Annotated in this window: 10 protein-coding genes and 2 rRNA genes; 10 read left to right on the top strand and 2 right to left on the bottom strand. The window is 41.4% G+C overall.

Translation table 11 applies throughout. From position 1 onward, the window contains the following. Positions 1 to 89, top strand: a 23S ribosomal RNA gene (locus A7985_RS25140); the annotation flags it as partial. A 115-nt stretch (positions 90 to 204) separates the two neighbouring features. Further along, a 5S ribosomal RNA gene (gene rrf, locus A7985_RS25135) occupies positions 205 to 319 on the top strand. Positions 320 to 659: 340 nt separating this feature from the next. Here rrf and A7985_RS25130 read toward each other — a convergent pair. Together A7985_RS25130 and A7985_RS25125 are read right to left on the bottom strand one after the other, a co-directional pair. Continuing rightward, positions 660 to 2,180 (bottom strand): carotenoid oxygenase family protein, encoded by a 1,521-nt coding sequence (locus tag A7985_RS25130; protein WP_065793130.1) that lies wholly within the window; start codon positions 2,178 to 2,180, stop codon positions 660 to 662. A 12-nt stretch (positions 2,181 to 2,192) separates the two neighbouring features. After that, positions 2,193 to 2,603: a DUF2141 domain-containing protein gene (locus A7985_RS25125; protein WP_065793129.1), complete on the bottom strand. Its 411-nt coding sequence runs from the start codon at positions 2,601 to 2,603 to the stop codon at positions 2,193 to 2,195. A 185-nt stretch (positions 2,604 to 2,788) separates the two neighbouring features. On the opposite strand from A7985_RS25125, the gene A7985_RS25120 reads away from it, so the two are divergent. The 8 genes from A7985_RS25120 to A7985_RS25080 all read left to right on the top strand — a co-directional run bounded on the left by A7985_RS25120 (position 2,789) and on the right by A7985_RS25080 (position 12,228). Next, a complete protein-coding gene (locus A7985_RS25120; RefSeq protein ID WP_065793128.1) occupies positions 2,789 to 3,595 on the top strand; it encodes a LytTR family DNA-binding domain-containing protein in 807 nt (268 codons plus the stop codon). Between the two features lie 138 nt (positions 3,596 to 3,733). Then, positions 3,734 to 4,102, top strand: coding sequence for a BlaI/MecI/CopY family transcriptional regulator (locus tag A7985_RS25115; RefSeq protein ID WP_065793127.1), 369 nt, complete (start codon positions 3,734 to 3,736; stop codon positions 4,100 to 4,102). Between the two features lie 12 nt (positions 4,103 to 4,114). Then, the gene (locus A7985_RS25110; RefSeq protein ID WP_065793126.1) at positions 4,115 to 5,461 is read left to right on the top strand and encodes a M23/M56 family metallopeptidase; all 1,347 of its coding nucleotides are present in this window, start codon (positions 4,115 to 4,117) and stop codon (positions 5,459 to 5,461) included. 2 nt (positions 5,462 to 5,463) lie between these two features. Beyond that, a complete protein-coding gene (locus A7985_RS25105; protein ID WP_065793125.1) occupies positions 5,464 to 6,780 on the top strand; it encodes a peptidoglycan DD-metalloendopeptidase family protein in 1,317 nt (438 codons plus the stop codon). 28 nt (positions 6,781 to 6,808) lie between these two features. After that, positions 6,809 to 7,642: an alpha/beta hydrolase gene (locus A7985_RS25100; RefSeq protein ID WP_065793124.1), complete on the top strand. Its 834-nt coding sequence runs from the start codon at positions 6,809 to 6,811 to the stop codon at positions 7,640 to 7,642. Positions 7,643 to 7,929: 287 nt separating this feature from the next. Next, entirely contained in the window at positions 7,930 to 8,655 is a 726-nt protein-coding gene (locus A7985_RS25095; protein WP_065793123.1) for a hypothetical protein, read from the top strand. 1 nt (position 8,656) lies between these two features. After that, entirely contained in the window at positions 8,657 to 9,391 is a 735-nt protein-coding gene (locus A7985_RS25090; RefSeq protein ID WP_065793122.1) for a zinc-dependent metalloprotease family protein, read from the top strand. 737 nt (positions 9,392 to 10,128) lie between these two features. Then, positions 10,129 to 12,228 (top strand): winged helix-turn-helix domain-containing protein, encoded by a 2,100-nt coding sequence (locus A7985_RS25080; RefSeq protein ID WP_141685447.1) that lies wholly within the window; start codon positions 10,129 to 10,131, stop codon positions 12,226 to 12,228. Positions 12,229 to 12,866 lie beyond the last annotated feature (638 nt).

Genomic DNA, 12,866 nt, shown 5'->3' with positions numbered 1-12,866 from the left:
GTTGAAGACTACAACGTTGATAGGCGAGATGTGGAAGTGCTGTGAGGCATTGAGCTAACTCGTACTAATTACCCGTGAGGCTTAACCATACAACGCCAAAGTGGTTTTATTTGTTAGAAGTTAAGAATAAAAGTAGACGATAAGAATTTAATTACGCTTCCAGATTTTAGTAAGATGTTGATAAACATCTTGCATACAGAATTTCCTGGTGAACATAGCATTTTGGAACCACCTGATCCCATGCCGAACTCAGTAGTGAAACGAAATAGCGCCGATGATAGTGTGGGGTTTCCCATGTGAAAGTAGGACATCGCCAGGGCCCAATTAGAGAAACCCGTTGCAGAAATGCGACGGGTTTTTTGCGTTTATGGTGCTAAATCGTGCTTTAGCGCGACTTTAGCGCAAGGTGAAGAGAGCAGCTTTCACTGACGTTGAGGTGGACTCTCTCGACATTATTTTAAGTCATTCATAATTGAAACTTGTAGGGTCATGAGTCCCTCACCGCTTGTTAAAATGTCTTATTTCACCTTGCGCAAAGGAAACGCACTCACTGCGTTCGCTGTCGTTAACCCTTTGCACCATACTTGCGTAAAAGAAACGCACTCACTACGTTCGGTGTCGCTAACCTTTTGCACCTATTAACCCTTTGCACGATTTTGTTATGCTGGTAAGAAATTGCCGTGGAAACCCAAAGGAATCGTGTGGGGGAGCCAAGCTCGGCAGATTGGCCCTGCTGATATATCATCAGCACGCAGTATATTTAAACAAGTGCGTCTACTCGGAATATGAAGAGCGGTTCCTAGCAAGTAACCACCTTGCTCCTTGTTACCTTGGTTAACAAGCACGTGTTCTTCTACTAGGTAGTCCTTGCCATAAGTATAAATGTCTTGTTTCTCAGTATTGAGATCAATACGTCTAACGCTATCACTCCAAACATCACTTTGCACAGAAGACAGAGTAAATAGCCGACTATTTCTTTTCCCCGTTATATGGTTATAAACTCGGGGAAATTCGCTGATACCGTCGATATGTTGCTTTTGAACTTTGCCATTTTTATATAGAGTAAATAACACGGTGTTTGCGGGAGATAATGGTGCGTCTGTGTTTCCCTGCATTGTAAGTGTCATGTGTTGTAGCACTTCTCCGTTGGGGTAGAGGCTCGCATCAAAATGGATGTTGCCTTGCTTATCTTCCCATGCATTGCCAAAGTGAAAAACAAACCCGGGATCTAATTCGTACCGCTTGACTGTCTTCAGGCTTTGTTTGCTAATGATAAATACGTCCATTGGCTGCTGAGCATTAAATTGAATCGATGAGAATTCACCAGCTATTGTTCTATCTCGTTTTAACGAAGGCAGAAGTAGTACTATATGGTGCTGAGTAATAAGAAAGTCATGTAACATGCCGCCTTTGAAACCGGTATTCACCATGCCAACATTTAAAAGCTGTCCATGGCTGTTTAACTGGTAGAGAACCACATGGCCAGATTGCGCATACCCAAAGTTCCAGATAGTACCATCCGCTTCTACTTTTGGGTGTGCGGAGAAAGGTAGGCCTTTTAGGGCGCTTGCATTTGGTGTTTTATTGCCAACATTGATGAGCCCTTTTGTATCGAGCGTATTTTTGTCAATTGCAGTTGGGGAGCCAGCTTCCCACAGAGCCCACAATTCGCCATTTACTGGCAAAATATTGGTATTTGCTGTATTGATCGAGTCCGGTGAGGGGATCGCAAGACTGTCTTTTAGCTTACTATCTGGGCCTGAGAAAAGGAACTTTCCAGCTTTTTCTTCTTGAGTAAACTTGTTTGTGCGAACAAATTTAGCGTGATGGTGGATTTCACCTCGAGCAATACTAAATTGGTGTATCATTCCATCACCTTCAAATAAATGAAGGTAGCGCTCACCAGCACGCTGGTGTCGCCCTGGACCGTTGCGATAAAAATCCCCTTTTAAATCTGCTGGTAATTTCCCCTCAATGATTAATTTTTGAGGGCCCATATCCGTTTCGGTACCTTTAAACCCAATCAGTTCAGGGCTTTGTGCTAGCGCGGCGTTAAAGCGTTTTTGATTTAGTATTAGCGATTCATTGGTTTTATTATTTGCTGCTAAGACTATATTAGGTGAAACCGTATGTACAACTGGCGTTGCCACCATACCTTTGAGAAATTGTCGGCGTTCCATAATCCCTGCTCCTTAATAGCTAATTGCCATTGACTCGACATTGCTGCCTTGTGAAATTGTGATTGTCATCTCTTGATATGAAGGGGGGCCAAATTGCATGGTGGCATTATTAGAAAAGCCGACGCCCTCGGTGGGAATGCCAAACAGATTAGTGTCTAGTTGTGCATTGTTATTTTCGTCATGAAATAGGCGAATGGCATAAGCACCAGGTTCTAAATTACTGAATTGGGTAGAGACTGTGCCTTGTTGTGCTTTTACGATGGACGCTGTGTATGCGTCTCCTGACATATATGGTTGTTCACCTTTATACATCTCAATGTATATTTTTCCTGGCTGTGCATTGATGTCGTTAATTGTCAGTTTAAGCTCTGCTGCGAATAAAGGGGCACTTAAACATGCTAAAGTCGCTACTAAGGTTTTCATTTTTTACTCCAAGTAAGGTAAGTTGAATCAGCGCTCAATTGCGCTCTGTGGTAAAAACGATAAAATGCTATGGTCGGCAGAACAATGGACTTTTCGCGAACGGGTTGAAGACTTCGTGAAATGACCCCATCAGTTTGGCGATTCGTAAAAATGAAAAAAATAACTATAAAATTCAAAGGGTAGATATGATATTGCCAATAAGGAAAATTGTTTCAGACAGCATTGTAGTATTTGTCTTTGCGAGCTTTTTAGCCTTTTTAAAGCCATTTGGCATGCACAATGTAGGCTATCTATATGCACTTGGGTTTTGGTTAGTAATGTGTTTCAGCGGGTATGGACTCTATGCACCTGCAATTAGAATTGGCAATAAAGCCTTTGCGTCTAGGTTTAATGGTATTAAATACCGCCAATGGGTATGTCTCGCCGTTTCGACTTCAATCGCAAGTGTGTTGTTAGGGTTGCTGGCCCCTTTCATTATTGACGCGTTTTTTGGGGCACAAGACAATTATTGGTCCTCAGTCATGTCGTCGATTATTGCAAGTTTATTTATTGGTGGGTTGATTACCTTTGTCAGCTTTATAAAGGATTATGTCAAAGCACAGCACTTGCTTATTTCCGAGCAACAGCAAAAAATTACCGATGGGGTGGCTAAAGCTGCATCTATTAAAAATGACAAGGTAGTACAGTTTATAAGTAAACTGCCGCTGGAAAAACGTGGTAAATTGTTGTGTCTGCAGATGGATGACCATTACTTAAAAGTGTTTACTGACAATGGTGAGCACCTTTTGTTGATGCGTTTTAAAGACGCACTTCTCCAATTAGAAGACTTTCCAGGTTTTCAAACTCATCGCTCTTGGTGGGTTGCTGAGGACGCAGTTAGAACAACTAAAAAAATAGGCCGAAGGTTTGTATTGATATTAGAAAATGACCTTGAGGTGCCTGTGTCACAGACCTATATTATGTCAATTAAACAATCTTTAAACCTCGATTAAACAGTGCCTTAGTTTTATATTTTGCCACACTTGCTGCATTATTTTTTGATGCGTTTTAATATCGTACTTACCTAGGTGCGACTTGTGTCGCACTTTTTAACGTGTTAAAGTGCGACATATGTCACAGGGGGGGTCTATATGAAACCAAATAGTACGGAATTAGAGATACTAAAGTTATTGTGGAAGAAAGAACCTAGAACAGCCCGGGAGATCCATGATGCGATTGAAGCTGAATTTGCATGGAGCTATTCATCAACGCGTAAAACGTTGGAGCGAATGAGCGAGAAGGGATTATTAAAACCGGGTGAGTTAGGCAATAAAAAAACGTTTACCGCTTTGGTAGATAAGGTACCAACTTTGGCTGCTTACGCTCAGGATTTTGCCAAGTCTGTTTTAGAATTGGATGGACCTTTGCCAGTTGCTATGTTCGCGGACAGTCGTTTAATTGAAGCCGATGAACTAGAGGAATTAGAAACTTTGCTAGACGAGCTTAATGACAAGGGATAGGAGAGTCATTTTATGGTGTGGTCCACTCTAATTGGCCCTATTGTCGCGGCACTATTTTGGTCTGTTGTGAGCGGTATCTTGTTCTATTGTGCAAAGCGCATGTCTTACAAGCACCCCGCATCCACTCGGTTGTGGTGGAGCGTGTTGATATTAAGTGCGCTACCGATAATGCCATTAGGTATTGATAGCACGACTGGAAGTGTGCCCAAGATATTGCTTGAAATGGGCGGTTACATAGAGCAAAAGCAAATAAAGCTAAGTGAGGCGTATGCCAGCTCGATGATAATCGAGGCACAGGATATATTGATGCTAATGTTTGCGATGGTGTTTGGTGTCAGTCTATTGAGGCTAGCAAGATTAACGATTAATTGGTACAAGCTTAAGAAACATTTGTCTTCACTGAAGCCACTATCTTTAGATTGGACCGATACGCCCTGTGTTGAGATACCCAGCAACATCTCTCCATTTGTATTTGGCGTTATCAAGCCCACTCTGATAATTCCCCATTATTTTTGGCGGTTAGATAAAGCGCAGCAGCAGGCCCTGATTTATCATGAGTTGGTACACATTCGCAACAAAGATCATATCGCCCTCGTTATTTGGCGTGTTTTAAGTTGCCTGTTCTGGTTTAATCCATATATTCGAAAAATGGAGCAAGCATTTGTAGGTGCCATGGAGTGCCGCTGCGATCAAGGAACAGTGACAACCTTCCAATTGAATAAGAAGGACTACGCGGCGACTTTGTTAGCTATTTTAAAACGCTCTGTCGAGTCAAAAAATGTAACTGGCGTAGCGCATTTTTCATCTGAAGCGCTAACCTTGGATGATTATAAGGTTCGGTTGCGTCATATTGTAAAGCCCCAACCAAAACAGCCTTTACTCTTAGCCTTTAGCCTTCTTTTAGTCAGTGTTTGTTTAGCGGTGCTCAATATTAAGGCCGCTCCGTTTGTACGCAATATGGATGCGGGTTGGCATAACCCTATGCGCGATTTTAATATCAGTTCTTTTTATGGACATGTTTCGCAGTTCAGAAACATGAAGCCTCATGGCGGCATTGACCTTGTTGCCCCTATTGGCAGCCGGATAATGGCGATAGCAGATGGCAAAGTATTAATCGCAGATGATAAATCGCTACCGCACCGATATGGCAAAGTGGTTCTATTGCAGCATAAAAATGGCTATCAGAGTTTATATGCCCATTTAGATAGTATCAATGTGGAATCGGGACAAATGGTGACAGGAGGGCAGTCTATTGGCACGTTAGGTGAAACTGGGAAAGTGACAGGCCCGCATCTTCATTTGGAACTGATCCACAGAGAACAAAGAATCAACCCACTGGCTGTTTTAGATCTGAAGTAGTTATGAAACGACATCAATTTTTTTATGCCGCGTGTATTGTGGTAGGGGTGAGTTGTGCCCCAGTAAAAGAGTCAACATCCCAACAACTGGTTAGCAAACTTCCTCCGAGTGACGCCAAAGAGGCTGAAATATTGGCTGTTCAGCCAAGCGTTAAGCTATTGATTGAGTCGGAGCCAAAAACAGCCACTGAAATAGTGACTGTGGAGGCGGGGCAGTCACTTATGGAGATACTGCGGGTTTACAACTTATCCCCTCGCCAAGTAATTACTTTGGCTTCGGCCACTCAAAGTTGGTTGGATCTGAACTCGATAACTGCAGGTACACGATTACAACTTATGCTCGATCATCAGCGCCAAGTGACTGCGGTGATGTTTCAAGTGGGGTTTGCAAAAATGTTGGTTGTGCGATTATCAAAAGACAAATGGCACGTGAGTGAATTGAAGATGGCGACTGAGCAAGTTACCAGGTATGCCAAAGTTGAGGTCGGTAACAGTCTTTTCAACAATGCACTGGCCGCTGGCATTCCCGTTGGCATAATCAATAAGTTGATTTTGGTGATGTCTCATCGTATTGACTTTCAAAGGGCATTGCATAAAAACGATGAGTTAGAGGTACTTTATGATGCTGATATGCTAAGTACTCAAAGCCTGCTTGGACCACAATCGATGCCAAGAGCATTACGCTATGTGAGCCTCTCGGCCGCAGGTAAGCGTCAGGTGCTATATCTTCATAAGGATGACAATGGCAAAAGTGCATATTATTTTGCAGATGGCAGAGTTGCACAAAGCTTTTTGCTCAAAACCCCTTTAAATGGCGCTCGCCTTTCTTCAACGTTTGGCAAAAGAAAGCACCCAATTTTGGGGTTTACGCGCATCCATAAAGGGCTCGATTTTGGTGCTCCAGTTGGTACACCCATTTTTGCAGCTGGAGACGGAACAGTAATAAATGCCAATTGGGGAGGAAGTTTTGGCAACCGTGTACTGATTCAACATCAACATGGGTACCGTACCCTTTATGCCCATTTACAGGGATTCGCAAAAGGTATTAAAGCTGGGACGCAGGTAAAGCAAGGACAAGTAATAGGGTTCTTAGGCAATACAGGGATGTCCCAAGCGCGTCACCTCCACTATGAGGTACACAAAGATGGTCGTGCGATAAACCCACTGCACCTCGATTCTAATTATGTTTCGCATAACAAGATGACTGAGCAGCAGTTAGCTCAGCTTTCTCGAACAATTTCTGAAATTGACGCTCGGTTATCAATCGCGCGCAGTGAGCATTTTGAACCAACACAGAAAATAGCATTAGCTGAGAAATAAAGGCGTTTATTTAGTGATGAGACTATTAATGAATACAGTTTTAGTTGGCTTATTGTATATTCTGACGATGAGCAGTGCTTTTGCTGCTAAAAAGTTTGAAATTGATAATACAGATACCATCCCGATGACATCTCAATTCAATCAACAAAGTTACGAATTATATGTCCGTTTGCCCAAGGGTTATAACAAAAGTAATAAAGCCTATCCGTTAGTTCTTATTAATGATACCAGTTACTCTATTGCAACAGCCAGCGGCATTTTGCATCTCATTGAAGGGCGGGATATTGAGGAAGTTGTTGTGGTGGGAATATCATACTCTATAGGTACAGATAAGCTGTTCAGTCGAACACGTGATTACACACCAACCTACGCGCCTAAAGAAACGGGAGGGCACTCTTTGGCTGCACAAAAGGTCTCTGGTCAGGCTGATAATTACGTGCAATTTATATCTAAACAGGTGTTGCCTCTTGTTTTTGACCGATATCGCATCAACCAAAATCGAAAAACCTTTGTCGGGCATTCATATGGTGGTCTCTTGGGGACTTATATTCTCTTAACAACACCGACACTATTTGAATCTTACATATTAGGCAGTCCATCCTATTGGTATGACGACAAAGTCATATTCAATATTGAATCAAAATATGCCGAAAAGAATCAATCATTACCTGCAGAAGTATTTGTTTATGCGGGTGGTAATGAAGGCATCATTCAAAGAGATTTACACAAGTTCGTCGAAGTACTGAAAAGTCGACAATACAAAGAGTTTAAACTCTCAAGCAAAATCATCCCGAACACTTCTCACTTTAGTGTTTTTGCACTTCTTCTCACTGAAGGATTAATAGGCCTTTACGGCAAGTAGCCTTCTATTAGATGTAAGGTGGGGTTGGTACCACCTTCCCATTTTAATTTTTTCAACATCCTGAATTCATTAATTATATTGTCTACTTAATGCCCTTTATACGATCTATCTAAATTTGTGTTGTGTATTTTGCATTTATTGGTCGGTGTGAACTTTGCTCACAATGTGTGTTGATTATTCGTTATGTTATAACAATTACAGTTTGGTTAAATAATTGTGTAATTTTATTGACACAATTGTTTGATCATTTTATATTCGCTCTGTATCCATTAGAAGAACAATAAAAAATGAATAAACTTTCCTTTTTACTAATTTTTTCAGTTATTTCTATATCTTATTGGTTTTTTTATAAGCCTAATCCCGAATTGGTTCATGTAGAGCATGTGCCGGAAAGTGCACTGGAAGTTGAAAAAAATGTAAATAGTATAGTGCCTGCTCCCACACCGAGTGTGCCTGTGAAAGAGGTTGAAGTTGTATCTAGCGCAATTAAAAAAACAGTGCAGGAAAGAGATAGGTTACCGTTAGATATTGGGGAAATTGCATCAATCTCTGAAGAAGCTAAAGGTGTGCTCGTGGAAGCAGGGGTATTAGTTAGAGATATTAGTGAAGAAGCGTATGTGGAGTTTGACCTGACTGCGATGCAGCAATTAGAGGTCGGCGATACTTTTGACCTGACTATTCCACAGACAACTGAAATGCATCGGGCGGAAGTAACTCAAGTCGATGTTTTTCCAAATGGCGATAAAAGCGTTTTTGCACAAGTTACGGGGTCAGATAACCGCTTTCATAACTCAGTGATGACGGTCGGTAGCAATGCAATCTATGGTCAGTTTACTGTATCTTCAGGAAATTACGTCTTCGAGTCCCATGGCAAGCATGGCTGGATAGCCGCAAAGCGCGACCTTTATAAGAATCATGTGGAACACTCGCCATCAGAGCGTGCACCCACTGAAGGGGAAAAGGATCTCTTTTCTCCACCAATAAAAACACAGACAACAGGAAAGGAAAATTAATATGAGAAAAGCAATTTTAGCGACTGCGCTTACCGTTGCGTCAGGTCTCGCGCATGCAAACACGATCGATATCGCTATTTTGTACAGTGATGCTGCGGCTGCAAAGACATCTAATATCCAAACAAAAATTAATCAATTAGTGTCTTTCTCAAATCAAGTTTACAGCCAAAATAACATCAATTTGAGATTAAACCTGGTGGCGTCAGACTCTATTGGCAGTGCACAGGTCACAGCTGATGAAAACTGGTTAAACTCGCTAACTAATAGTGCTTCAATCGCACAGTATCGTAATACGCATGGTGCTGATATGGTTGCGTTATTAGGTGTTGGCTCGTCTGCGGGCAGTAACTTGATTAGTTGTGGTATTGCTTGGGTTGGCCAAGGTAGTAATGGTAATTTATATCCTTCACAGGTGGATAAAATGTACTCAATCACGGCGGTAGATTGTGGTGCAACGACATTTGTACATGAACTTGGTCATAACCAAGGTCTAACGCATGCGCGCAGACAGGGTGATACATCAGGTGGTGTATATACAGATGGTATGGGCCATGGCGTATACAATGTATTTACGAGTATTATGGCGTATCCACATGTATTTGGTAGTGCAACGCAATATGACTACTTCTCTAACCCTAACTGGACCGCGCATGGTCATCCGTATGGCGTAGAAGGTGAGTCTTATGCGTGGAGAACTGTCAACGCGACAAAAGACGATATTGCTAACATGAAATAGGAGTGAGTTAATTACTCTCACTCATATGTAAAGGTTGTTGAAGCGCTCTTTTTGAGCGCTTTTTTTTGCAAGTTTTTAAGAGACTTGTCGTATCGGCGCTATTGTGAAAAATACAAGACCAACTGCCATAGCCCTTGGCTTGCACTTTAGCGTCATAAATAGGCCCATTAATTTCTACTCTCAACATGATTGATTCGTTGTACAGATTGTTATAATTCCCACTTTTTTCGTATCAGATTGACCTGATAAGCAAGACAATCGCCTAAATCCTAACTTGTTGAACAGACTTTGATCTAAATAGTTGAATGTCTAAATGAGTTTCAGTATGTTGCAATTAGTGGCAATTAGTGGCAATTAGTGGCAATTAAGGGTGAAAAATAAAAGAAATTTTGCGCTTCAGCTTTGCGTTTTGTGAAAAAGTGTCAACGTAATTTTCGAAGATCTTGAAACAATTTAATGCGTTACATTCATTAAAAACTCTTTTAAGTAGATGTTTAATAAGTACAATTTCATCCATGCAGAGTTTGTAAAAAAATTTTTCATATTTATAACTGTATATTTATTAAAGGGTTTCTCAGCTTCTCTCTTGCCAGCTATGGTTGATGTGTTAAGGAATTCCTTGGTACACTTGGTGGGTGGTTTTTTTATGAATATTTACATATTTCGTATTATTCACTTAAGTTTCTTCATATCTATTATCAATTAAGTGACTGGTACAGTTTGCCGGGAATCATTATTTGCAAAAGGATATTATGCGGGTTTCGTTAGGGGAATTTGTTTTAGATCTTGAACAACGTTTGCTGTTCCTTAATGACGAAGAGATCGCAGTCGAGCCCAAAGTGATGGAGTTGCTCTTATATCTCCATCAATGTCGTGGCCGATACGTTACTATTGAAGAGTTACATGAACATGTATGGGCAGATCGTATCGTGACAGATACGGCTGTGCGCGGTACTGTCAAAAAATTGCGAGTCATTTTTAAAGACGATGACATTTCCGCACCTAGCTATATTAAATCGGTTCCCAAACGTGGTTATAAACTAATATGTGAATCGCACCCGATAGCCATCGAGCAGCCTGTGCCTGATGTGCGCTTGGAATCCGAATCGATAAATGCCGTACTCTCCCCTACCAAAGAAAAAAGCAACCAACATCAGCCACTGATTTATATCGCACTTTTCGCCTTGCTTATACTCGGGGCAGCAATATCCTATATCAATGAAGGCTGGTCTTTTCCTTCTACTAAAGTGACGGTATCTAGTGTCGAAGAGTTGACTGAATTTAAAGGTGAAAAGACATCCGTCGCTGTATCTCGTGATGGGCGATATATCGCGTTCACTGGTCGCGCATTTAAAAGTGAACACAGCCAAGTATATCTATATGATAAATTGGAAAAGACGACACGCCAGTTAACGACCAAGGAACCCCACGCCACGTTCGTGCGATTTGCACAAAATGATAAAGCGTTAATATTTACTAATTCCTTGACGGGCAATTCATCTCTAAAGTTACTGCCGCTAACCGTATCTGATCCCGAAAGCGCCATGGTGACTTTACTGGAAGGGCGGTATTTAATTGGTGAAATCCAGCTTGGCAGAACCAGTTCTGAAGTCATTATACAGTTAGCAAATGCGCCCCAGTCGAAGCTCATGTTGTATGCGATTGACTTGGAAGGCTATCAAGAAACACGCTTGGTTGCGGTAAGCCAATCAGACGAGTTTATTGTCAGTGCAAGCACTTCTCCAGATCGGACACGCTTAGTGACTTTGAACTTGCAGGCTGGTCGCACCCAGTTAGTTTTGCATGACTTGGCAACCCAGCAAGAAACTCGATTAATTGACGGTACTATGCCACTGAAGAAAGTCGTATGGCGAAATAACAACGAGTTGTTGCTCCTAAACAATAGCTCGATCCGTTTGTTTAATATTAAAGAGCGTAAAGAATATGTCGTCTATGAAAACCATGGTGCCTTGATAAATATGATTGAAAGTGACCATCAAGGTGGGCTGGTGGTGATCAAGAAGTCTCAGCAAAGAGCTGAACGTTTATATATTGAGCGCTCGTTTTCTGGCGATGGTGCAGTAAGTAAGGTGATTGATACGCGACCAGAAATAGCGTCCATGATGTACGATCCGCAGGATAAAGACCTGAAATGGGTTCGAATACTTAAAGACGATCGCAACTCTTTAGGTAGTTTTAATGTTAAAACTAAACATATCGATGTTTATTACCAAAGTGAAAGTCGATTAGAGTTTCTCGATGTATCCAAGGATCACAAATGGATGCTGTTTAAAGAGAATTATCGCTTAGCGGTTTATTCGGTAGAGCGGCAAAAAGTCTATTATCTAACAGCAAGCTTTAATTCCAGCAGCGACGGTGTGTTTTATCAAGATGACAAGTACATTTTGTATGGTGTTCAAGTCGGTGGTAAATGGGAGATCCAACGATACGACTTGGCCACTGAAGTTAGTGATGTTTTTTTAGCTGGGTATCGTTCGATACGACCTACTTCTCAGGGATATGTTGTTGCCGGAGAAACAGGCGAACTCGCCTATTTGGACTCGCACCTAGGAGTTGCACAGGCACTTAATCATCGCATTGGGTTAGAGCCAATTACACGTTGGCACGTGAGAGAAGATCAGATCGTGTGGTCTACCTATGACCACTTGAAAAGTTATATACATCACTTTGACTTAAATAGGCGTCATTATCATGTAACGGAAGATTTTTTTCTCAGCTTATATCCAAGAATATCTGTAGATAGCAATGCTGCGCGTGTAGTGCACCTGTCTGTTCAAATAAATGATGCCGCCTTGCAGCAGGTTAACTTTAAGTAATTAGTTGTTTTATATTTTCGAGCTTCCCTTAAACCATAAAGAATAAGATTATGAATACTACAAAAATATTGGCCTTTGTATCGTTAAGTGTATTTCTGTTTGGACCCATTTTCAGCTCAGATAACTCCTTCCCAAAACCAGGGCCTGAAAGTTGTCCACTTATAGGTAGCTGTGAAGATCCTTCTGACGGTGGTTAAGGTTCACTGCTACGTAAAATAGTCTCGGCCTAGCCCAATTATGTCGGTCGAGATTTACCCTTCATTTATTCGGTGTACTCACATCAACTTCCTCGCTTTTTTAAATCAAACATTGCAATGAAACTGTTTCTTTCTTAACTCATAACTAATTGAATTTTATGCTTATAAAATAAGTTATATAAAAGTAATGCGATGGTTGTTGGAGATTTTGCATTATTTTTATAGTTTAGCTGCACACGAGGTCAGGGCAGGTAGCGGTTTAATTTGCGCTTGAATGTGTGTAAAGAGAGAGCTTGCTTTAAATAGCAGAATCAGCCAGGAAGCAGAGTCAGCCAGGAAGCAGAGTCAGCCAGGAAGCAGAGTCAGCCAGGAAGCAGAGTCAGCCAGGTGGCAGAGACTCGTCTAGTGCTTGAATTGTCGCTCGGTTTTTCGAACACAAAT

The organism is Pseudoalteromonas luteoviolacea (assembly GCF_001696455.1).
Classification (GTDB): domain Bacteria; phylum Pseudomonadota; class Gammaproteobacteria; order Enterobacterales; family Alteromonadaceae; genus Pseudoalteromonas; species Pseudoalteromonas luteoviolacea_C.
Note: the sequence above shows the minus strand (reverse complement) of the source record. Positions and strands in the feature narration are given on the sequence as shown.